Source organism: Wolbachia endosymbiont of Cardiocondyla obscurior (assembly GCF_902713635.1).
In the GTDB taxonomy this organism is placed as follows: Bacteria; Pseudomonadota; Alphaproteobacteria; order Rickettsiales; family Anaplasmataceae; genus Wolbachia; species Wolbachia pipientis.
Window position 1 is genome coordinate 14,276 of the sequence record NZ_CACTIU010000002.1, and the last position, 24,049, is coordinate 38,324.

Sequence of the window (24,049 nt, forward strand, 5' to 3'; positions counted from 1 at the left end):
CACTTGGATGACGGGAGAAGGAGCTATTTGGATGACATCGTTTACTATACAATGTTTGTACAGTTCTGGATAAAAAAATTAGCTAACAAATTTATAAACATCAGTATACAGCTCATCAACGCTTGGTTCTTTACTATTTTTGGCAAAATCTTCCGACTTTTTTACTAAATCACGTATTTCCTTATCAATTACTTTGCACTCTTCTTCTGAAGCCATTTTATTATCTGTCATGTATTTCTTTAAAGTGCTTATAGGGTCATGATTTTGCTTCATATCTTCAACTTCTTCTTTTAAGCGATAAGTAGCAGGATCTGACATTGAGTGACCGCGATATCGATATGTCTTCATTTCAAGCAGGATAGGCCCTTTTCCGCTGCGTGTGTGTTCCGCTGCTTCGCTTGTAGCCTCATAAACAGAGAAAAAATCCATTCCATCAACTTGTTTTCCAGGAATACCAAAACTTTCTCCTCTTTTATATAACTCTGTTACTAAAGTTGACCTTTGCACGGAGGTTCCCATTGCGTATTCATTATTTTCTATGATGTAAACCACAGGCAACTCCCACAAAGATGCCATATTAAACGATTCATATACTTGTCCTTGATTTGCAGCACCGTCGCCAAAATATGTAAATACCACATTATCTTTTTTCTTATATTTATTAGCAAATGCTATTCCTGTGCCAATTGGAACTTGTGCTCCCACTATTCCATGCCCGCCGAAGAATTTTTTTTCAACGTCAAATACGTGCATCGAACCACCTTTACCTTTCGAGCATCCTGTTTCTTTGCCGGTAAGCTCTGCCATTACAACATTTGGATCAGAATCACATGCGAGCATTAAGCCATGGTCTCTATAACTTGTGATAAAAGCGTCACCTAATTTTGATGCAGCTTGAGTTCCAACTGCAACTGCTTCTTGTCCTATTGATAGGTGACAGAACCCGCCTATTAATCCCATCCCATATAATTGTCCTGCTTTTTCCTCAAATCTGCGTATGAGTAGCATTTTCCTGTAGAATCCAATTATCTGTTCTTTAGTGAAATTTTCTGCTTTCATATCGATTTCTTTTTCATTAAACTAACACAATACCAGGAATTTTAAATTTTTGCTAATGAACTATTACCACTGGCTTGAGGCTTTTCACGTTATCTCTGTTATCATGTGGATGGCAGGTATGCTTTATTTACCCAGGCTTTATGTCTACCATGCAACTGTAAAACCGGGATCGGAAAATGATAGCTTGCTTCAAACAATGGAAAAGAGGCTACTTAGATATATCATAAACCCTGCAATGCTTTTCTCACTTGGTCTTGGAATTACACTAATGGTTATTAGGGAAGCATATCGTGAAGGATGGTTTCATGTAAAAGCATTTGCAATACTTTTGATGTTAATTATTTATATGCTACTTGCAAAATATAGGAAAAATTTTGCAATGGGTTCGAATAAGAAGTCACATATTTATTTTCGCGTTTTAAATGAAGCAGTTACAGTATTGATAATAGTTATAGTTATTATGGTTGTTGTAAAACCTTTTTGACTGACCTTACCCAAAAAAAGCAGAAAGCTCGTATCTGTTCAGATGCATGGCTAATGTACAATACTGAAATAAAAATTCCAGTGCTCCCTTTCTTGTCATCCCAGTGCTTGACACTGGGATCCAGCTTTCTTTACAAATTCACCAAAAGTGCTTCATTCTATAACGCAAAACCCATACTTACCAAACTCAATGCATTACTTGCAATTAAGTTTCCTGGATGCCAGTGTCAAGCTACTCGGATGACACCGTTCTTTTTCCTGGATCCCAGTGTTAGCTACTTGCATGACACCATTCTTTTTCCTGGATCCCAGTGGGCTTTGTTGCATCGCTAGCTATGATGGATAAAGATAAAAAAGGTAGAGAATATCAGTAGCTTATTATTCTGGTATTTATAACAAGAACGGTCAGTGAATACCTAAATTTGAGTAAAAGAAATTTCACTACCACTCACTAATCCGGCTAAAATTCAAGAATTTCAATGCTTTAGCTATTTTCAATAGAATTAAATTTATTAATATAAATAATAAATTACTATTCTTAAATTTGATCAGATTGATTGCAAAAAAACAAGATTTTCAATAGGTTGCTTATAATCCTAACTATAGTTAGCCTTTCATAAGTAGCGATGCAACAAAGCCATCCCAGTGTCAAGCACTGGGATGACAAGAAGAGGGCACTGCCCTCTTGGATGGAAGCCAGTGTTAGCTACTTTCATGACACCCTGACAACCGTCATCCCGCTACTTGTTAGCGGGATCTAGAGATACCGTGATGGTATGACGTAGGGGTTGCCGAGAACTTGTCATCCCAGTGCTTGACACTGGGATCCAGTTTTTCGTATAATTTTGTCAAAATCTATTGTGCTAGCAAGTTCACTAGCGTCACGCGCTGGTCTGTTAGACATTTACGTGTAGGGTGAAGAAATTTTGAAAAAGACATACCAAATATGAAAGGCCTATATATTAAAACTTACGGCTGTCAGATGAACGTTTATGACTCCGTTTTAATGGAAAATGTAATTAAACCTTTGGGGTTCAACGTTGTTAGTGATGCAGGGAAAGCCGATTTAGTGATACTGAATACTTGTCACATTAGAGAGAAGGCAGCAGAAAAACTTTACTCAGAGCTTGGGAAGATTCATTCGTTACGAAAAGAAATGACTATAGTGGTGGCTGGGTGTGTAGCGCAAGCAGAGGGAGAAGAAGTGTTCAGAAGGGCTCCTTTTGTTGATATTGTTGTTGGTCCGCAGAGTATCGCTACCTTACCGGAGCTGATAGTCAAAGCAAGCAGAAGTAAAGGTCATGTAATAAACACTGATTTTCCTGAAGTTGCAAAGTTTGATAAATTGCCAGATGAATGCTATGGCAATAGCCAGGGGTCTTCTGCGTTTCTTGCCATACAAGAGGGTTGTGATAAATTTTGTACGTTTTGTGTAGTGCCCTATACTCGTGGAGCTGAGTATTCACGGCCAGTGAATGAAATATTTCGTGAAGCATTGAAATTAGTTGCAAATGGGGCAAATGAGATCAATTTGCTTGGTCAGAACGTCAATGCTTACCATGGGGAGTGCGAAGGGGAAGTGTGGGATTTAGGAAAATTAATTAGTCATATTGCTAAAATTGAAAAGCTAGAGAGGATTCGTTATACAACTTCTCATCCAAGAGATATGCATGAATCTCTCTACTTGGCACATGCGGAAGAGCCAAAGCTCATGCCGTTTGTTCACCTGCCTGTGCAGTCTGGTTCGAATAAAATATTGCACGCGATGAACAGGAAACACACTGCAGAGGAGTATTTGGAAATAATAGACAGATTTCGCAAATTGAAACCTGAAATCGAATTTTCTTCTGATTTTATTGTTGGTTTTCCTGGAGAAACCGAAAAAGATTTTGAAGAAACTATGAAATTAGTAGAAAAAGTTAGATATGCTCAGGCTTATAGTTTTAAATACAGCCCAAGACCAGGCACACCGGGAGCGGAAAGAAAAGATCAAGTACCAGAAGAGGTTAAAACAGAGCGCCTTCTTCGTTTACAGAAATTAATTAGTAAGCAACAACTTGAGTTTAACCAGAGTATGGTAGGTAAAACTATACCTGTTCTATTTAGCGATAAAAAAGGTAAACACCAAAACCAAATTATTAGTAAAAGCCCATATATGCAATCAGTGTGCATTGATGATTCTGAAGATAAATACAGGGACAAAATAGTAAATGTGAAAGTGTTGGAAGCTCGGCAGAGTAGTTTGCTGGGGTGTGCATTTCACTGATTTTAAGCAGCGTTAAATATAAATCTTAAGCAAAGAGTATTGAAAAAATGCAATCATAATCTTTTTCAAAAGTTACAAAGTTTAATTGCTACCTCTGCTGAACGGGTACCTTAAACCTACAAATTTGAGCTTACCTATATCAATTTTTTGTACAAGATGAGTTAGTAACAACTTTATGTATAAAATTGAAGAAGAATAAAAATACAATAACGAGCATTAAATTAAATATTCCCACCTTTAAAAAACCCTCTTTATATATTTCTAAAGATTCTAAATAATTTATTTTACCATTTACTGAAGGAACTGACATAAATTTTGATATTGCAACTCCGGCTAGGTTAGAAAACGCTAATGACAGCATTACTATACCCATCACTACTCCTCTAAGGTTTTTGGGGGCTAGTGTAGTTGCTTGTTCTTGGACTAATGGAGCAATACATAATTCTCCCAGTCCCATAAAGGAGATAGCAATTATTAAATATAAGTATTCTACTTTACCTTCAATGTTAGAGTTTAAACATCCTATGTACAGTGTGAAAAAACACATAGCCATTGTCAGAAGGCCAAGGGTAAACATGGAAGTTGCATATTTTTGCTTAAACTTCATGTATGTTCCAAAAAGAAAGCCAAATATTATAATTGACAAAGGATTTATGGCTTGAGAAACTGAAGCTGGGATTGTTATACCTAATACATTGTTAATAACGTTTCTTTCGGTGAATAAGTTAACCAAAGAGCCAAGCTGCATTTCTAAAGCAAAAAAACACAAGAAAAATACCACAAGAATAGATAATGCCACTAATTTTCGTCTTTGTTCTGCTGATAATTTAGATATTATATAAATAAATATGCCCAGAGCTGTTATTCCAATAAATATGAGCATATTAGTAAAAAATTCACTATGTATAAGCATTTTAGCAATTATTGATGATGACAGAAAGCTTCCTATCAATACTATACCAAAAATTTTAATCCCTAATATGCGCTTATTCATAAGCTCTGGATAAGGAGAAAGGCCGCTATCTCCTAAAAGATTCTGAAATTTGAGAAAAAAGATTAGCCCTATAGACATCCCAATACCAGCTAAACCAAAGCCGTAGTGCCAGCCAAACAAGTGGGCTACATAACCACATGAAATAGAAGCCAATATTGCTCCAATATTCACACCTACGTAAAATAAAGTAAAGCCTCTGCTACGTTCAGGATCGTCTTTGCCATAGCATGAACTAAGTAAGTTAGTTACGTTCCCTTTAAACATACCAGTACCTATGGCTATTAGAGATAAACCTAAATATAATAAACCTGGTTCAAACTTAACCAATGACATGCAAGCATGACCTGCTATCATCACTATCCCTCCAAGCAACACCATGTTGCGGAATCCCATCAACTTATCAGCTAAAAAACCTCCAAGTATTGGTATAGCATAACCTGTTGCAGCAAATAATGAGTAAATAGTAAAGGCCCTCTCATCAGTGAAACCTAAGTGAGAAGTCAAAAATAGGACCAAAAGTGCCCTCATTCCATAGTAAGAGAAACGTTCCCACATTTCAACAAAGCACAACATTTTTAAAAATTGTGGAAACTTATCTGTCTTCTGATCCATAAAATACCCCTAAAGCTTGGGTTAATGTTAAGTAAAACAATAAAAACTGCAAGTAAAACTTAAAAAAAGGTATTGGAAGCTCGGCAGAATAGTTTGTTGGGGTGTGAGCTACGGAAATATTTTTGAATTTGTAATTTTTCAGAAAGCCCTATATTCTTTAGTTTTACATAGCGAACATGAAGTCAAAGCATTATCCTGATACAGTAAGTAGTCCTGATTTTTTATCGTTAGAAAAGGAAATCATAAAATTTTGGCAGGAAAACAAAGTTTTTGAGCGGTCAGTTGAAGAACGTTCCAAGGATAATTGTTTTGTCTTTTACGATGGGCCTCCGTTTGCAAATGGACTTCCGCATTATGGACATTTACTCACTGGTTTCATCAAAGACGCATTTGCAAGATATCAAACTATGCTTCAAAAAAGGGTTGAACGTAGATTTGGCTGGGATTGCCATGGATTGCCGGCTGAGATGGGTGCAGAAAAAGAACTTGGAATATCTGGTAGAACTGAGATAGAGAAGTTTGGTATAGATAAATTTAACGATCATTGCCGTACTTCTGTGATGAAATTTTCATCAGAGTGGGAGAAGTATGTAAATAGGCAAGCAAGGTGGGTAGACTTTCACAATGACTATAAGACTATGGATAAATCATTCATGGAGTCGGTCATGTGGGCATTCAAGCAGCTTTATGATAAGGGTCTGGTGTATGAATCAGTGCGCGTTGTACCATATAGCTGGGCATGCGAAACTCCATTATCTAATTTCGAAACAAGGCTTGATAACGCGTATAGAGAAAAAGTTAGCAAAGCTGTAACTGTTGCATTTGAGCTTTTAGAAAACCCACAGCAATTTAAAAGTGTTAAACGAAAGTGTAAATTACTTGCTTGGACTACAACTCCTTGGACGTTGCCGAGCAACTTGGCTTTAGCAATAGGAAAAGATATTAAGTATTGTGCAGTGTCAGTCCACCCTTTGATGTCATTCCAGCGCGTGACGCTGGAATCTATTTCTGGATCCCAGTGTCTGGGCACTGGGATGACAGGGAGTAGTGAAGGAAGTTCAATGAATGGTGAAATATACATTTTTGCTGAAAGCTACTTAGAGAAATTTATCAGCCACTCTGAACAAAACAATATTCCATATGAAAACTGCAATATAAAACTTAAAGCGAATGATCTTGCAGGTCTTTCTTACAAACCACTGTTTGACTATTTTAAAGACACAAAAAATGCATTTCGCGTTTTTATTGCTGATTATGTGACGGAAGAAGACGGTACTGGCGTTGTGCATACTGCTCCTGGATTTGGTGAGGAAGATTTTTACCTTTGCCAAAGCCATGATATTCCAGTTATTTGTCCAATTGATAACAGTGGAAAATTTACTGCTGAAATTTCAGATTTGGCAGGGGTTCATGTTTTTGATACCAATGATACAGTAATAAAAAAATTAAAAGAGCAAGGGAATTGGTTTAAAACTGAACAATATATTCACAATTATCCACACTGCTGGAGAACTGACACTCCTTTGATCTATCGCACTATGCCTTCTTGGTATGTTGCTGTTACAAAATTCAAAAGCAGAATGGTAGAGCTAAATAAGAGAGTTAATTGGATACCAAACCACATTAGAGATGGTCAATTTGGAAAATGGCTTGAAGGGGCACACGACTGGTCAATTTCACGCAATCGATTCTGGGGTACACCAATCCCTGTATGGAAATCAGACGATGCGAGATATCCAAGAGTAGATGTATATGGTTCAATAGAAGAACTGGAGAGAGATTTTAATGTTAAAATAGACGACTTGCACAGACCATTTATCGATACTTTAACAAGACCAAATCCTGATGACCCAATAGGAAAATCAGTTATGCGCCGTGTACCTGACGTGTTTGACTGCTGGTTTGAATCTGGCTCGATGCCATTTGCGCAAATCCACTATCCGTTTGAAAATAAGGAGTGGTTTGAATCTGCGGATTTTATTACCGAGTACATAGCACAAATCAGGGGGTGGTTTTATACGCTCTTTGTATTGTCTACTGCTTTGTTTGATAGGGAACCATTTAAGAACTGCATATGCCACGGTGTTGTTTTGGATGTAAAAGGGCAAAAATTGTCCAAACGTTTGAATAACTATGCAGATCCAATGGAGGTTTTTGATAGATACGGTTCTGATGCACTGCGTTTTCTTATGCTTTCTGGATCTATTGTTTGTGGTGGTAATTTGCTACTCGATAAAGAAGGAAACTCAATACGAGATGTTCTGAAAAACGTAATAAAACCTATTTGGAATAGCTATCACTTTTTTACCATGTATGCAAATGCAGATGGGATTAAAGCTGAAGTTTGTAAGGATTATCAAAGCACTATTGATCGTTACATGATTTCCAAGTGTTTTGAAGCTGTAGAAGGTATCCAAGCTTCTATGAACAACTATAACTCCCAAGAGGCTTGCAAAATTTTAATGAACTTTTTTGAAGTGCTAAATAATTGGTATATTCGTCGCAGTCGCGAGCGTTTTTGGAAAAGTGATTTGGATCAGGATAAAACTGATGCTTATAATGTTCTATATACGGTTTTTTATTACATACTAAGAGCTGCAGCTCCTTTGTTGCCACTTATAACAGAGAATATATGGCAAGGGCTTAAGTATGAAGAAACATCTGTTCATTTGGCTAATTTTCCACAATTAGAGAAGTTTGATAGTCAGCTCATTGCCAAAATGGATCTAGTGAGAGAGATATGTAACTCTGCACTCTCTATTAGAAACACTTTTAACATACGTATCAGACAGCCGCTTGGCAGTATGATCATTTATCATCAGTCTTCCTGTAGTTTTCTTGAAGGTGAACCGCTTTCTGTCATCCCAGAGTTCTCTCCTGTTATCCCAGAGTTCTCTCCTGTCATCCGAGTAGCTGACACTGGGATCCAGAAAGAAAAAAGTGCTGGAATGACACCAAGCATGAATGAATATCAAGAGATGATAAAAGATGAGGTAAATGTAAAAAAACTGGAGTTAGTAAACAGACTTGAAGATATTGCATCACTAGAGTTAAAGCTAAATTTCCCACTGCTTGGGAAAAGAATTCCAGACAAAATCAAGAAGCTAGTTCAATATGTCAAGGAGGGAAAATGGAAGCAAGTTGAGAATGAGCAGATATTTCTAGGAGACGAATCAGAGAACTATATTATAGAAAAAGGCGAATATGAACTATTGTTAAAAGCAAACAGTGAATATTCCTCTGTATTTGATAACAATAAAGGGATTGTCATTCTAAATACTGAACTAAATGATGAATTAATTCTAGAAGGGCTCGCGAGAGATATTGTGAGGCTCATTCAAGAAACTAGAAAACAAGCTGATTTTCATATATCAGATAGAATTAGAGTAACAATCAAAACAGAAGATGAGAAAATTAAGGAAGCAATAAATACGTGGAGTGAATATATAAAAGAGCAAACTCTAGCCTTATCTTTAGAGGTTAATATAGAAATTGGAATCAACTTTTACTCTAAAGAATACCAAGATTCAATTGTTGGTATTAAGTTAGATTGTTGATAGTTGCAAATTGTTAGCATTTGTGCTATACTTAGGGTAATTGGGGTAAGGTTATGGTATGTATGCTGTTGTAGATTGTGAGGAAGTTGTTAATTTGAATAACAACAGTGATGATTTAGGTAAAGTAGAATCTATTTCAAATGTTACTTTGGAAGAGGAAGAGTCTTTTGATGCTATGGAAGCTGTTTCTAATGTAGAAGAAGGGAATAATTTAGGTCTTGCTACTTCAGAAGAGGAAGAAGAATTTTTTGATGCTGTGGAAGAACAAGAGCCGTTAGCTAATTTTAACGTTCCACTCAGTATATTTCATTATAAAGATTATAACTCTGATTTTTTTACTTCTTGGTATAATATATCAAGTAGAATATTTAAAGAGGTAAATCGAGCTTGCCCGGAGAAGAAAGTATTAAATTTAGCTCTATCAGTTTTAATGTTTCCTTATATAGTTTTCACTGCGTTAGGATTAGCCGTATATAATAAATTAAAAACAAATGATAAGACACAAATCAGTTCAGAGGAGAATAAAACAAAAAAAAGTGAAGTAAGTGAAAGTACAGCAAAAAGATTGGCATATGGTGTTCTTGCTGCAATAGTGATTCTTGTTAATATAGCTATGCTTGCAGCATTACTTATTCCTGCAACAATTGCTTTGGCTACTTTTTATCTTTTAAATAGAGATTTATCTCACTCTTTAGTTACTGCTCTTAAAATAAGTATGGGGCGGTATTCTAATAAGCATCAAAATATTGAGGTGTCTTTTCATGAAAAGGAAGTTACTGGACCAAATATTGCGTGGGATATGGAAATAGAATTTCCACCGCAATTTAAACGATTGCTTAGAGATTTGTATGAAAATGAAAATAACAAGTGGTTTGATGTGACGCGGGATTCAGAGCATAGCATCGTACTGAAATTGTCAACTAACATCAATTTAAAAAATGGTCTTAAGCCCTTACGCAATGAAATCAAGGATGTGCTTGCAACTTCTATTCAAGAATTTGCGAAGACTATGGAAGAACTGATAAAGCTAGAAAAGAAAGAGATTACATATGATAAATTGAAGGAATTGTTGGACGAATTCAGGTTAAAAGTGGTAAGTAGCATAGATTTTAAGTTGACAACTCACTTAATATACAACGCCTATCAAGTTGCCTTTATACAAGCAGTTAGGTTTCAGCTGGATAGACGGAAAGAAGGTTTTTCACTGGAAGATGAGATAAAAAATTCTTTAGTGAGACAGGAATTAGAGAGTCAAGGTAAGGAATTACCAGGTGAGAAAGAAGTGATAATAAGAGATCTGAAAAAAGCAGGAGCAAAAGTACCGGATGTTTTAGATGATAGTGAGCTTCCTATATTTAAAGCAGAATGGAAGCGGCTTAAAGAAGAAGGGAAGATAGCTAAGAGAACAATTATTGATGTTTATAAATATATACATAGTAGAGAAACAGAGACAGCTCTAGGTAATGCTAAAGAAGAGATTAATCTTTTAAAAAAAGAAGGACAAAAAAGATATATTAGGATACATGAAAAATTGAAAGAAATATATGGAGATGTAAAAAAGAATAATTTAGCAGGTGATGTTTTAAGAAGAAGGTTAGAAGGTCTTTTTAAGTTCGAGTATGATGATCAAGAAGTTGAGCAAAGGCTAGTAAAATCAGTAATGAAAAAAGCCAAGGGTGAGTTAGGCCTATTAGGCATGCTCAGCTTAATAGACCAGTTTCGGGATTTAGAAAAGGAGATAAAAGGTTCTTTGAGTGAGAATTTAAAAGAAGCTTCAGATAAAGTAAATGCTTTTGTAGCAAAGATATATTTAGAAATAACGAAATGCAAAAAGCAAAATGTACTCAAAGGCCAAGCAAAGGGTATAGAGGATTCATGTAAGCTGTTAGAGGAAAAGGAGCCGGATTTAGTACAGAGGATTAATGCGCACCGAGCGGAAATTGCAGAATGCTTAGAGCAACCTATATCGTTAAGGAAAGTAATAGAAGAAAATGAGGATTTAAACAAATATTTAGAAGGTGAGCGAAATAGGAAAGGAGAACAGCATCCAAGTACAAAATTAATAGAGAAGCATTTGAAAAATAACCAAGAAATTCTCAAAGCATTAAAACAGTTAGAATTAGAAGAAAAAGGATTGTTGATAAATGAAGAAACAAAAAATGATTATATAGAAGAACTAGAATCTCGCGAAAAAATAAAGTTTGCAATAATAGAGGATGATTTACTGAAGGAGTTCGAGCGTGAAACTTTTAACGAAGAAGCAGTTAAGAAGTTGTTAGAGGAAGCGGAACTTGAATACTATTTGGCAGAAAAATGCATAAAAAGTCCTGTGATAAAAACAAAAAATAATATCAAGCACTTTTATCAAGGTTTATTGTCTCCTTTGATAGATAATTTGACAAAAGATATAATAAATAATATACCAGGAAATAGTGAAGGTTGTATACAGAAAGTTAAGAACTGGAGTAAAGTTATGTTTGGTGCAATAAAGATTGGAGCATCAAATGCTTATAAAGAGACTACAGAGAGAAAAGCGTTAAATGTGGCACATAATACTTATAAAGAAGGAGAGACATTTCTTCAATGTTTTCAGTCAAATTATGAAGGTATTGGAGCCTTTTTAGGTAATTTATTTTCTGATGATGGGGTAACATTTAAAAATGATGTGTGGCCTAAAATAGAAGAGCATTTGCATGGAATGTGGGATAGATTTTTCAAGGATATTGAATTCAATATTGGAAATAAATTGGATGAAGTAAGTGTGACACAGCAACGGCAGGAAACTATGATTGTGACTCAACGATAAGTTCTCAAAGTTCCTCCGGTATTTTCACATACTAAATTAACTATAGCACTTGATTCTTTTTGGATCTCTTTTTCAGTTAAAGTGTGGATTGGAGAGCAAAAAGTAACTGACAACGCTATAGACATCTTATTCGGTTCTATATTATTTCCATGGTATACATCGAATATCAAAACTTCTGTGATGAGCTCTGAGCTTTTTTTTATCACATTGATTATGTTACCTACTTCCACATCCTTATTTACTATAAATGCAAAATCACGTTTTACACTTTGGTATTTATAATCGATAAATTTCTTTCTACTTACAGGTAAATTTTCAATATTTTCTAGTATTACCTCAAAACCTACAACTTTTTGCTTGATATCAAAAAGATCTAATATATTAGGATGCAACTCTCCAAAATAACCTGCTACTTTATTCTTAAAAGAGAGAGTGCCTGACTTTCCTGGGTGGTAATGTTCTTTTTCTGCTTTCTCTATCGTTAAATTATCACAATTAACGTTAAAAAACTCCAAAGCTGCTATGCAATCAGCCTTTGCGTCAAAAACATCTACTTTCCTATCAGTATTATAATGGTTTCGCGGTAAATTATTTCCTGACCTAATTCCACTTAAAACATACTTAGACTGAGCTTCACCATCGTAAATCGGCCCGATTTCGAAGATTGCAAGATCAGATATTCCATGGGCAATATTATCAGCAGTAACTTGCAATAAATTTGGCATAATACTTGGTCTCATTATATTAAAGCTATTGTTAAACGGATTATCGATGATAAATAACTTATTCGAGTAACCAAATTTTTCAGCTGTTGATTCACTCATAAACGACCAGGTTAGCACTTCATGAAACCCTCTGTTTGTCATCAAAATACGCAAATTGTCGTATGTACTATCTACTTCTTCAACATTATTTGGTAGTGGTTCTTCTTTTATTTTGTCATAGCCGTATATCCTTGTTACTTCTTCGATTAGGTCAGCCGGTATTGTCACGTCCGGTCTCCAGCTTGGTACTTGTACATTCCAATTGCCTTCGGTTTTTTTATCAATACTAAACCCTAGTTTCGTTAAGATATCAAGCACCTCATCAGGCGATACAGACACACTTCCAAACTTGTTCACATCCTGATAATCAAAGCTCACCTTGGTGTCAGCACTATCTAAACTGCCAGCAGACACTACGCTTGAGGTTTCTCCACCACATAAGTCCAGAATCATTTTAGCTGCAAGGTTGAGTCCATCAAAAATAAATCCAGGATCAACTGAACGTGCAAATCTGTAACTAGCGTCTGTGGAGATGCCGAGCTGCCTTGAAGATTTAGTAATAGAGATGGGATCGAACCAAGCAGACTCTAAAAAGATATCAGTAGTTTCAAGAGTACATTCACTGCACTTACCACCTATAATTCCAGCAATTCCATGAATATTTTTATCACCTGCAATAACGCTTATGTCTTTGTTTAATAAGTATTCTTTACCGTTTAAACCAGCAAATTTTTCTCCGTCATTTGCTTTGCGTACTGTGAGCTCTCCTTCTATTTTTTTTGCATCATACGCGTGCATTGGGCGGCTGAAAGATATCATAATATAGTTAGTAATGTCAACTATTGCAGAAATGGAGCGCATTCCTATCGATTCCAGCCTATCTTTTAACCATTTTGGGCTTTCTTGATTTTTTACATTAGCGATGTATATTCCACTAATAAAACTTTCTCCGTCAGTCACTTCAACACCAATTGGTGAACTTATAGAGCTGGTAAGTTGTGGAATGCTTAAAGTCTTTAATGTTCCAATTCCAGTTGCAGCAAGGTCGCGAGCTATTCCATAAATGCCTAAACAATCTCCACGGTTTGGAGTAACATTTATATCAATTACAGGGTCACAATTGAAAAATTTATCCCCTACTTTATAATCATCAGAAAGCTCGATTATTCCTTCACTTTCCTCTTGAACCAGCGCAAGTTCAGAAGCAGAGCAGAGCATCCCTTCACTTAGCACTCCTCGTATTTTTGTAGGCTTGATTGTGAAATCACTTTCTGGCAATGTGCTACCAAGAGATGCAAGCACAGTTTTCATACCTTCTCTAACATTGTTTGCTCCGCAAACTATTTGTAGAATTTTACTCCCATCATTTACTTTACATAATTTTAATTTATCGGCATTTGGATGAGGTACGACTTCTAATACCTCTGCAACGATAAACCCGGTTAATCTGGAATTATCGATCACATCTTCTACTTCTAACCCTATGTGAGTTAATTTATCGGTAATTTCTTCTAAACTAGCATTGGTTTCTAAATACTCCAGTAACCAAGATAACGTAAATTTCATCGATCTAACAAGAAACAAAAAAGTTATTGTAATATAAAATGTAGTGCTTTTAAAGCTTGTTGTAGTGGAATACTTCTACATCATTGTTTATGATGTAGAAGCTTTTGTAACTTTATATCTTCTTGTGAAGAGAATTTATCTTCTCGATATCACCTTTTAAATCTATCTCCGTAAAGAATTTAAGATTCATATTGTGGTTATCTGCATGGAAGCTATGAATGTAGCCATCTATAGTTAAGTCTCCTATCATATTATGGCTTTCATCTAGTATTTCGCTTCCTATTTGATAATGGCCAGTATATTCGTTAAAGGAACCATCTGTCAATTTGATGTATCCGTTACCAAATTCCTGCTCTAAATTTAAAGGATGATTAGCGTTAATAAAATCTATTTCGTTCATTATATACCTCACTAAAAATTAAATTATAATTAAAATAAGATGTTAAGTTAAATAATTTAATAAGATTAGTAAATTTTAAAATACAGAGCTGACTGTAATTAACACTCTAATTACATATTTTGTTAATGTATCAATGTTATAATAACACAGAGCCTTATCTTAACCCTTGACTTTGTCCTATAAAATTCATACTTTATTTACTGTTATAGTTCAAGTACATAGGGTCAAAATGGCGTTAAATCCGCTAGAGCAATTTAAAGTATATACAATAATAGAGTTACCTAGGTTATTTGGGTATGACGTAAGCTTTACCAATTCATCTTTTTTCACGATGATTTCGGTGATATTGATGATACTCTTTTTGCTTTTTGGAATAAAGAAGGGGTCAGTAATACCAGGATATTTGCAAGCTGCAGTTGAGTATGTATATGATTTTGTTATTTCAATAATAGAAAATAACACTGGAAGCAAAGGCTTGCAGCACATTCCATTGATATTCACAGTATTTATTTTCATTTTATCGTGTAATTTAGTTGGTGTTCTTCCTTATAGTTTCACGGTCACAAGTCATGTGATAGTCACCTTCGCTTTATCGATGGTGGTTTTTATTTATATAACGATTGTTGGATTTAAAGAAAGGGGAGTAGAATTTTTACGCATATTGCTACCAAAAGGAACTCCTTCGTGGCTTGCACCTATAATAATTATTATTAAGTTGTTTGCTTATTTAGTAAGGCCGGTTAGCCTATCAATAAGGCTTGCAGCAAATATGATTGCTGGTCATACAATCATCAAAGTGATAGCAGGGTTTATTGTAAATATGAACATATTTTTCACTCCTGCGCCGTTTTTGTTCATAATTGCATTGATAGGATTTGAAGTATTTGTTGCAATTTTACAAGCTTATATATTTACTATATTAACATGTGTATATTTGTCAGATGCAGTAAAGTAATTGACTTCCTTGTAGAATATTTTACAATTATATTATAAAGAAATAATTAAAGGTAATATATGGATTTAGTAGCTTTAAAATTTATAGCAATTGGTTTAGCTGTGTTTGGAATGCTCGGTGCTGGTTTAGGTATAGCTAATATCTTCTCTGCTATGTTAAATGGGATTGCGAGAAACCCTGAATCAGAAGGTAAAATGAAAAGTTATGTTTATATTGGTGCTGCCATGGTTGAAATCATGGGATTGCTTGCGTTTGTACTTGCAATGTTATTAATATTTGCTGCTTAACAGATGCCACAGCTTGATGTTTCAACCTTCTTTTCTCAAGTTTTTTGGTTTTTAATTTTTTTCTCTTCACTTTTTTTCGTAGTAAGTTGTTTATTTTTGCCAAAGTTAGATGAAATAATAAGCACTAGAAGTAAAGAAGTATTGGATTCTTTTAATAGTTCTGTTCATCTTTTAAGACTCACGGAAGATCAGGTTGCCAAGTATAATGCCGCTTTAAACCAAGCTAGAATACAGGCAAAAAAAATCATAGATGATGCACTTGCTCAGGTAGAAGAAATGAGAGCTAATGTTAAGAATATATTAGAAGAGGAAGATAAAAAAAAGAGCAAGCTTATTGAAAAAAAAGTGGCAGAATTTAAATCTGAATATACTGATCAGTTAAAACAAATGGCTACTAGTATTGCTTTAATTTATTATACTAAATTGACTAATTCTGAAATTGAAGAGGAATTTATTGCTGACTTGGTGTCCAAAGAATTTTAGGGGTTTTTATGTCTACATCACTGATTATCGGTCTTGCCTTCTTGGTAAGTTTTGTCCTTTCGTATAAATTGCTAAAGAAAGTGATAAAAAATGCGCTTAACAATAAGCGTAACAAAAGCAAATTTTCAAGTGAAGAAACTGAAAAATTCAGGAAAGATATGTTGGAGTATTACAAAAAATCTTCTAAAAAATACAAAGAATTAGATGCAGAAGTTAATAAAATGATGAATGAAGCACTTGATAAAGCTAATAGTATCATTAAGCACAATAGACAGCAGCTAGATCAGACATTAGATGACAATGCCCATTCTAACTTGAAGAAAGTCACTGACCAAGTTGAAAAAGCTCTTGGAGATTTACAGGCTAACACAGCGAATGTAGCTGCTGATGCTGTAAAAAAAATAATGCATGAACGTAAAGATGATAAGCGTAGTAGCGAGGTCATATCTTCATTTTCACGTGACTTAAATAAAAAATTGCATTAGGTTCAATGCAACAATTGCCTATACTTCAAGCTGATAATGTAGAAAAAATTAAGTTTGATTCTAGTTTGTGCAAAGAGCCAGAGAAACTTTTTTACTATAAATTTAATATAATTCCTTGGCAAAAATTAAATAATACTACTTTTTTTATGGTTGAAGACACAAGCCGAGATATCAACCGTTGGGTCGAAGCTCATTACGGTATTGACTATGTATTAATAAAAGTGGATAGCGAACAGATTTTAAATCTTCTTAACTCGCACTTTGGTATTTCAGAATTTGCAAGCAACTACTTATATTACAAGAATCCTAATTTTTCAGCTAAAAGCATTAAACTAAGCTCAATATTTTTTGCTTCTTTCTTTATTGTAACTTCAATTTTAACACTAACAGAGAAATATACATATTTTGCTTTGATGTTGATATTTATAATCGGATGTTCTAGTTATTTATTCAAGTTTATAGCTACAATTTTTAACTTATGTGAAACCTCCAACCAAAAAGTGGATTATAGTAAGCTGAATGAAGAAGATTTTCCTATATATACTATTTTATTGCCTGCTTTTAAAGAAAGTGCAGTGATAGAGCAATTGGTTGAAAGCATTGAAAGTTTGGATTATCCAAAATCAAAATTAGATGTGAAGCTTCAGGTAGAAAGTGATGACCAAGAAACGCTAGCAGCTATAGAAAAGTACACTTTACCGCAGTATTTTGAAGTAATAAAAGTGCCTTATTCTTTGCCTAGAACAAAAGCCAAGTCATGCAATTATGCTATGAGCTTTGCTAGAGGAAAGTATGCAGTAATATATGATGCGGACGATAAACCAGACCCATTGCAGTTAAAAAAAGCACTGATTGAATTTAATAAGGGCGACGATAAGTTAGCCTGTGTACAGGCGAAATTAAATTACTATAATTGTGATTGTAATTTTCTCACAAAATCCTTTTCTCTGGAGTATATGAACTGGTTTCAATACTTATTGCCTGGATTCCAAAAAATGAACATGCCAATGCCTTTGGGTGGTAGCAGTAATCATTTTTCAGTAAAAATTCTAAGAAAAATGTTTTTCTGGGATGCTTATAGTGTTACCGAAGATGCTGACCTCGGTTTGAGACTTGCGCAAATGGGATATAAAACCAGGATGATTGACTCAGAAACATTGGAAGAGTCACCAATTGCTGTATTTGCTTGGATTAAGCAAAGAGCGCGCTGGATCAAAGGCTATATGCAAACTTATATTGTTCATTTAAAAAATATAAAGTCTCTTTATAAACACACTGGATTTAAGGGAATTTTGCTATTGAATCTTTTTGTTGGCTCTGCAGCTTTTATATTTTTTACTACTCCATTTTTACTGCTTTCATTGATATTAACTAAAGTTTTAAATGGATTATTTTTGTACTACTTTGTAGTGGTATACGTTACTAACCTGATTCTTTTGGTAATAGCTGTCAAACAGCAAAAGATGCCTTTTTATTTTTATATAGTATCGATATTTTTTCCGGTCTATAGTCTGCTACATAGTGTTGCAGCTTTTCTTGCCTTATGGGAATTTATTCTTTACCCTGAGCGATGGAACAAAACTCAGCATGGTTTATGGAAGCAAAACCTGTAGCTATTTGGCTTTTTCTCTGCTCGGTCATGGTAATTCTCATGGTAGGGATTGGTGGATTTACCAGACTTTCAAAAGCAGGATTGTCAATCACGGAGTGGAAACCAATTACTGGAACATTACCACCACTGAGTGAACAAGACTGGCTACAAGAAAAATTAAAATACGAAGCTACACCTGAATATAAAGCACTTAACTATGGTATTAGTATGGAGGAGTTTCGCGCTATATACTTAATAGAATATGTACACAGATTGGTTGCAAGACTAACAGGTTTAGTTTTTGTCCTGCCATTTATATATTTCATATTAAGAAGAAAAATATCTAAAAAGGTAGTAATAAAGCTATGTGTGGCATTATTATTTGGAGCTTTACAAGCTTTTGCTGGTTGGTATATGGTTAAAAGTGGTTTAGTAACTGAACCTCATGTTAGCCACTATAGGCTTGCACTTCACTTATTATTAGCATTAATTATCTTTGCATTATTGTCATATCAATTTTTTGATTACCAAATATGGATCCCAGTGTTACGTACACAACTATACGAACATTGCAGTATAAGAGTAATTTTCACCAAGAAAGATGTCATCCCAGTGCCCAGACACTGGGATCCAGAAAACTTAACTTTAAATAAGTGGCTGCATAGTAAAAGCTGGATTCCAGTGTCAGCTACTTTCATGACACCATTTGCTGTGCAATTTATTTTCAAAAGTAAGCGTTCGTACAGTTGTGTGTCAGCTACTCGGATGACAGGATTTCAATCTACTAACAGTAGTATATATTACACAATACTTATTCTGATTCTAATTGTAATACAAATAATTTTCGGCGCATTTGTTGCGGGATTAAATGCTGGTTTGATTTACAATACCTTTCCACTAATGGACGGACAAGTCGTTCCAGAAGATTTATTTTTCTTACAGCCTATATGGCTGAATATCTTTGAGAACAGAGCGACAGTGCAATTTATACATCGAGCACTGGCATTGCTAATACTAACTTTGGTAGTAATACTCACAGTAAAAAATGCTAGCGTAAAACCGGTATATATTATGCTGCTCTCCATCATCATTCAGATAATTTTAGGAGTGGTTACTCTTTTGTTACACATACCAATAGCCATTGCCATAGCTCATCAAGTGTTTTCATTTATCTTATTTGGGTCAAGTTTGTACTTCTTGTGTTATTTAAGAAAGCAGACTACATCACCGATCTGCACATTTTTTCCTTCTTGAACGGGAATATTTTTTATCACCATTGCTGCTTCAGCACATATGATATTTTCCATTTTCATTGCCTCCACCACAAATAAAGGTTGTCCTATTTCCACCTGATCTCCTACATTTACGTGTAATTTAACTAATAAACCAGATATTGGGGATTTTACAGCATCTGCTGAAATCCCTTCTGTTTCATTATTTAGCATTAACTTACTTAATTCAGCTACATGAGGTTTTAATATACAACACTCAGCTTTCATACCTGCATGTCTTATGAAGTACTTGCTGCCTTGTCTTTCTATTTTAAGTGCTATATTGGTATCGTCATTAATTGTGATATATAGCAATCTATAACTTGATTTCCACTTGCCTATAACGGAGTATTTATTGTGATTATATACTGTTATTAATATATTATCTTGGTATTTTGCATTTACGGAGTACTCATTGTCATTTATATTCACTATGAATAAATCTCTTGCACGGTCACCTGCCATCCGAGTAGCTGATACTGGTGCCCCTTCTTTTTTACTAGATTCCAGTGTCACGCACTGGAATGACACCTGAGATGTTTCATTCACTGCTTTATGATGGTACCTTTCTTCATTTTCCAAATGAACATATAACGCAGTGAAAATAAATATTTTAATATACTCCTCTGTAACAAAATCGCCGTGAAACCCACTAGGGTAATGATCTGGAATGAATCTCGTATGGAGCTTTGCTGCGATAAAATTTGGGTGATGGAAGATGGATTCTAGAAATTCTATATTATTTGTTACTCCTTCTATATAGCATTCAGACAATGCTTTTTGCATTCTGCTGATCGCTTCTACTCTATCTTTTCCATATGTTATCACTTTGGCAATCATCGAATCATAGAACATGCTAATTTCTGAACCTGCAGCAACTCCATCATCTATTCTTACATAATCATTTTCACCCGGTTTATCGTAATATTTTATTCTTCCGCTGGAAGGGAAAAATTTCTTCGATGGGTCTTCAGCGCAAATTCTACTTTCTATTGCAGAACCAGTAAGTTTAATATCATCCTGACTGAACCTTAATTTTTCTCCACAGGAAGTTCTAATCATTTCTTCTACTATGTCTATTCCAGTTATAAATTCTGTTACTGGATGCTCAACTTGTAATCTCGTATTTACCTCAAGAAAATAGAAGTTTTGGTCTTTATCTACAACAAACTCAACAGTACCTGCTGAAAAATAGCCAACTTGCTTTGCTAAAGAAACACATTGGGCATACATTTTTTGTCTTACTTCTTCACTAATGAATGGACTTGGCGTTTCTTCTATTATTTTCTGATTATTCCTTTGTATCGAGCATTCTCTTTCTCCAAGACAAACTATATTGCCATATTTATCTGCTATGATTTGTATTTCAATATGTCTTGGCAACTCTATATATTTCTCTATAAAGATACTGCCATCCTTAAAACTTTTCTCTGCTTCATTTGTGGCTGATGTAAATGCTAGTTCAATTTCTTTTTTGGAGTTTACAATTCGCATTCCTTTGCCACCACCGCCTGATGCAGCTTTAAGCATAACCGGAAAGCCAATTTCTTCAGCAACTTGAGCTGCGTGGGCAGCGTTGCTAATCTTACCCATATATCCTGGCACTACATTCACTCCAGCTTTTTTTGCCGCTTCTTTTGCTGTTATTTTGTTGGCTGTAACTTCTATTGTTTCTGCACTGGGACCGATGAAGTCTATATTATGCTTCTGCAAAGCACGTGGAAAATCTGGATTTTCTGCTAAAAAACCATAGCCAGGATGAACCGCCTCAGCACCTGTTTCAACTGCTACTTCACATATTTTTTCAATGTTTAAATAACTGAGGCAAGAAGGCGAAGGGCCGATATATCTTAACTCATCTGCTTGCCTTACATGCACAGAATTTATATCCGCATCCGAATATACGCATACACAAGATATACTCATCCTACGAGCAGTCCTGATAATCCTGCAGGCAATCTCTCCTCTGTTTGCTATTAAAATCTTACTGTACTTCTTTTCCGTCATCGTATGAGTATACTTTCTTAGCTTGAGAAAGTAAATTTCTATATCATTGCCTGCAATTTTTTGTTATATCCTTGCAAGATCCGCATTACTAAAAGTTTCTACTGGAGTGCTTACGTCATGCAAGTCATGTATCTCACTAAATACTTTGCCTGACAGATACGCAGCCCCACCAGAAATTATCCCAGCCATCGAAGCCAATGCAAGAGACTGAGAAACTAAAAATAAAAAGTATAAAGACAAACATAAAGCAGCAATACATGCTATCGCTCCTACTATATATAAGCATAGGCGAAACTTCTGGTTACATATAAAGCTGTCTTTTATGCCTGCGATTTCTTTTATTTCTTTTTTGACTGTCTTACTAACCCAGTCAAGAGGAGTCTTTTTAGATTGATCTAGCGCACATCTATTGCACAATGCCTCTTTAACATAATTCTTGACATTTTCTAATTTTTCCGGATCACAATTTGGGTTAGTTTTTTCAGACTCCAAATGCTTGAATATTCCTTTTACTACACTTGGTAATATCCCCACTTCTGCTGCTATATGAAATGGATTTTCATGATCTTTATTGTACTCTAACAAATGAACATTACTTTCAACACTTTTCTTGAAAATAGATAAAAACTTATCAACCTTTCCTGTTTTTGCAGCTAAATGCAGGAGATTATCTCCCCTAATTCTTTGTTTTGTTTTATCAAAAGGGCCGGTGTAACGCCAATTGATATTAGCTTCATTATCTGAAAGCAATTTTGCTATATCTACAAGTCCATCCATAACTCACCTCGCTATATTCAACCAATACTAAATTATACAACACAATTTATGAAAAATAAATAAAATTTTATCTCTCAGAACAAATAAATTCTAAATTGTTACAAACATAAATTTTAGCTATCATCATTTACATTACTGTAACAGACAAATATGCCAGGTATAGTCACGAGATTTGCTCCATCACCAACAGGATTTTTGCACATTGGAGGAGCTCGTACTGCTTTATTCAATTGGCTCTATGCAAAGCATCATGGTGGCAGGTTTTTGCTAAGAATTGAGGACACCGACAGAAAACGTTCAACGAAAGAAGCAATTGATGCAATTATAGAAGGGCTAAGATGGCTCGGTGTGAGCTATGATGGGGAAATAGTATATCAGTCAAAAAGAATAGAGCGGCATAAAGAAGTAGCAAACCTTTTAGTTGAGAAGGGTAGGGCGTATCACTGTTATTGCCCTGAGGATGAAGTTGCAGAAAAGAAAATAAAAGCAAGAGAAGAGGGCAAGATATATAAGCATAAATGTACTACAAAACCTCCTTCTTGTCATCCAAGTAGCCGATACTGGAAAAATATGTGGTCACCCGCTGGAATGACATCGGGTGTGAGGTCAGTTATCCGTTTCAAAGTGCCAGACTCACAAGAGATCGTCATTGATGATAAAATATACGGCCAAATCAAAGTAAATAGCAACCAGCTTGATGATATAGTGATCTTACGCTCTGACAACACTCCAACATATATTTTTGCTGTCGTAATTGACGATCATGATGCTGGAATAACTGATATAATACGCGGTTCTGACCATCTCACTAATACCTTTAAACATCTGCTAATATACCAGGCTCTTGATTTTGACATTCCACGCTTTGCACATGTGCCGCTTATCCATGGGGAAGATGGGAATAAGCTATCCAAAAGGCATGGTGCCACAAGCGTTTGCGATTATGAAAAGATGGGAATATTGCCAAAAGCGATGCGTAATTACTTGCTGAGACTTGGCTGGAGTCACGGCAACGATGAGATTATTAGCGATGAGCAAGCAATAGAGTGGTTTAATTTAGAAAGTATTGGTCGTTCACCTGCACGGCTCGATTTCAAAAAACTGGAGCATTTGAATAACCACTATATTAGTAATATGAGCAATGAAGATATTCTGGCTCTAATACTTGGAGAAAATACTCTAACTGACAAAAAAAAGAACTATTTATTACAGGGGCTAACGGAACTAAAAAAAAGAGCAAACTACCTGACCGAATTATTGGATTTAGCAAAATTTTATATTCAAGATCCGCCACTTGATTTAAGTGAAGAGGCTGAGCAAATTGTCAAATCTAACCTCGATATAATCAAGTTACTCGCATCATTTCTGTCAAAGATCGGTGATGAAAATTGGAATAAGGGTTTTTTATCTTCTCAGATCAAGGAATGTGCAAAATTGCACGATATGAAAATAAGCGATGTATACCACTCATTACGCGCCCCTATAACTGGAGTAATGGATGCACCTGGAATCATTGATATCATGGTGATTCTTGGTAAAGATGAGTGTATAAGAAGGTTACAAGCAATTTAAATGAAATAAGAAAATTTCTTGACAAGCTTTGCCAGCCCCCTTATCATGATAGTGAAGCTATTGTATTTGCTTTCGCCAATCTGCAGATTAAAAGGTAAGGATTACTTAATGTAT

The 24,049-nt window shown here is 35.1% G+C and carries 18 protein-coding genes; 12 read left to right on the forward strand and 6 right to left on the reverse strand.

All coding sequences use genetic code 11. From position 1 onward, the window contains the following. Positions 1–78 precede the first annotated feature (78 nt). Positions 79–1,059, reverse strand: a complete 981-nt coding sequence (pdhA, locus tag WOCAOBSORBRA_RS00290) for a pyruvate dehydrogenase (acetyl-transferring) E1 component subunit alpha (protein WP_006279887.1) — start codon at positions 1,057–1,059, stop codon at positions 79–81. A gap of 55 nt (positions 1,060–1,114) precedes the next feature. On the opposite strand from pdhA, the gene hemJ reads away from it, so the two are divergent. The 3 genes from hemJ (at position 1,115) to miaB (ending at position 3,808) form a co-directional block, all read left to right on the forward strand. Further along, positions 1,115–1,543, forward strand: coding sequence for a protoporphyrinogen oxidase HemJ (gene hemJ, locus WOCAOBSORBRA_RS00295; protein WP_174515654.1), 429 nt, complete (start codon positions 1,115–1,117; stop codon positions 1,541–1,543). Then, positions 1,540–1,875, forward strand: a complete 336-nt coding sequence (locus WOCAOBSORBRA_RS00300) for a hypothetical protein (RefSeq protein WP_174515655.1) — start codon at positions 1,540–1,542, stop codon at positions 1,873–1,875. Before hemJ ends, WOCAOBSORBRA_RS00300 begins: the two co-directional genes overlap by 4 nt. Positions 1,876–2,488: 613 nt before the next feature. Further along, positions 2,489–3,808 (forward strand): tRNA (N6-isopentenyl adenosine(37)-C2)-methylthiotransferase MiaB, encoded by a 1,320-nt coding sequence (miaB, locus tag WOCAOBSORBRA_RS00305; protein ID WP_174515656.1) that lies wholly within the window; start codon positions 2,489–2,491, stop codon positions 3,806–3,808. 139 nt (positions 3,809–3,947) lie between these two features. On the opposite strand, the gene WOCAOBSORBRA_RS00310 is transcribed toward miaB, so the two are convergent. Next, the gene (locus tag WOCAOBSORBRA_RS00310; protein WP_007548626.1) at positions 3,948–5,414 is read right to left on the reverse strand and encodes a peptide MFS transporter; all 1,467 of its coding nucleotides are present in this window, start codon (positions 5,412–5,414) and stop codon (positions 3,948–3,950) included. 176 nt (positions 5,415–5,590) lie between these two features. Between WOCAOBSORBRA_RS00310 and WOCAOBSORBRA_RS00315 the strand changes: the two genes are divergently transcribed. Both WOCAOBSORBRA_RS00315 and WOCAOBSORBRA_RS00320 read left to right on the forward strand, forming a co-directional pair. Further along, entirely contained in the window at positions 5,591–8,971 is a 3,381-nt protein-coding gene (locus tag WOCAOBSORBRA_RS00315) for a class I tRNA ligase family protein (RefSeq protein WP_174515657.1), read from the forward strand. Between the two features lie 58 nt (positions 8,972–9,029). After that, entirely contained in the window at positions 9,030–11,777 is a 2,748-nt protein-coding gene (locus WOCAOBSORBRA_RS00320) for a coiled-coil domain-containing protein (RefSeq protein WP_174515658.1), read from the forward strand. Here the strand turns inward: WOCAOBSORBRA_RS00320 and pheT are convergent. Then, a complete protein-coding gene (gene pheT / locus WOCAOBSORBRA_RS00325) occupies positions 11,768–14,107 on the reverse strand; it encodes a phenylalanine--tRNA ligase subunit beta (RefSeq protein WP_174515659.1) in 2,340 nt (779 codons plus the stop codon). The genes WOCAOBSORBRA_RS00320 and pheT overlap by 10 nt on opposite strands. A 112-nt stretch (positions 14,108–14,219) precedes the next feature. Beyond that, entirely contained in the window at positions 14,220–14,507 is a 288-nt protein-coding gene (locus WOCAOBSORBRA_RS00330) for a hypothetical protein (RefSeq protein ID WP_174515660.1), read from the reverse strand. Between the two features lie 229 nt (positions 14,508–14,736). On the opposite strand from WOCAOBSORBRA_RS00330, the gene WOCAOBSORBRA_RS00335 reads away from it, so the two are divergent. The 6 genes from WOCAOBSORBRA_RS00335 to WOCAOBSORBRA_RS00360 are packed head-to-tail and all read left to right on the forward strand — an operon-like array spanning position 14,737 to position 19,562. After that, a complete protein-coding gene (locus tag WOCAOBSORBRA_RS00335) occupies positions 14,737–15,462 on the forward strand; it encodes a F0F1 ATP synthase subunit A (RefSeq protein ID WP_022626288.1) in 726 nt (241 codons plus the stop codon). 59 nt (positions 15,463–15,521) lie between these two features. Continuing rightward, positions 15,522–15,749 (forward strand): F0F1 ATP synthase subunit C, encoded by a 228-nt coding sequence (locus WOCAOBSORBRA_RS00340; RefSeq protein ID WP_006014985.1) that lies wholly within the window; start codon positions 15,522–15,524, stop codon positions 15,747–15,749. 3 nt (positions 15,750–15,752) lie between these two features. Next, positions 15,753–16,232 (forward strand): F0F1 ATP synthase subunit B family protein, encoded by a 480-nt coding sequence (locus WOCAOBSORBRA_RS00345; RefSeq protein WP_065094794.1) that lies wholly within the window; start codon positions 15,753–15,755, stop codon positions 16,230–16,232. Between the two features lie 8 nt (positions 16,233–16,240). After that, a complete protein-coding gene (locus WOCAOBSORBRA_RS00350) occupies positions 16,241–16,717 on the forward strand; it encodes a F0F1 ATP synthase subunit B family protein (RefSeq protein ID WP_155968398.1) in 477 nt (158 codons plus the stop codon). 14 nt (positions 16,718–16,731) lie between these two features. Next, the gene (locus tag WOCAOBSORBRA_RS00355) at positions 16,732–18,330 is read left to right on the forward strand and encodes a glycosyltransferase family 2 protein (protein WP_174515664.1); all 1,599 of its coding nucleotides are present in this window, start codon (positions 16,732–16,734) and stop codon (positions 18,328–18,330) included. Continuing rightward, positions 18,288–19,562: a COX15/CtaA family protein gene (locus WOCAOBSORBRA_RS00360; protein ID WP_231115865.1), complete on the forward strand. Its 1,275-nt coding sequence runs from the start codon at positions 18,288–18,290 to the stop codon at positions 19,560–19,562. The genes WOCAOBSORBRA_RS00355 and WOCAOBSORBRA_RS00360 overlap by 43 nt, the downstream gene beginning before the upstream one ends. Here the strand turns inward: WOCAOBSORBRA_RS00360 and WOCAOBSORBRA_RS00365 are convergent. Together WOCAOBSORBRA_RS00365 and WOCAOBSORBRA_RS00370 are read right to left on the reverse strand one after the other, a co-directional pair. Continuing rightward, the gene (locus WOCAOBSORBRA_RS00365; RefSeq protein ID WP_174515661.1) at positions 19,511–21,586 is read right to left on the reverse strand and encodes an acetyl-CoA carboxylase biotin carboxylase subunit; all 2,076 of its coding nucleotides are present in this window, start codon (positions 21,584–21,586) and stop codon (positions 19,511–19,513) included. The two genes, WOCAOBSORBRA_RS00360 and WOCAOBSORBRA_RS00365, sit on opposite strands and share 52 nt — an antisense overlap. Before the next feature lie 63 nt (positions 21,587–21,649). Next, entirely contained in the window at positions 21,650–22,363 is a 714-nt protein-coding gene (locus WOCAOBSORBRA_RS00370) for a hypothetical protein (RefSeq protein ID WP_174515662.1), read from the reverse strand. Between the two features lie 150 nt (positions 22,364–22,513). On the opposite strand from WOCAOBSORBRA_RS00370, the gene gltX reads away from it, so the two are divergent. Further along, positions 22,514–23,935, forward strand: a complete 1,422-nt coding sequence (gltX, locus tag WOCAOBSORBRA_RS00375) for a glutamate--tRNA ligase (protein ID WP_174515663.1) — start codon at positions 22,514–22,516, stop codon at positions 23,933–23,935. The last annotated feature ends 114 nt before the right edge of the window (positions 23,936–24,049 follow it).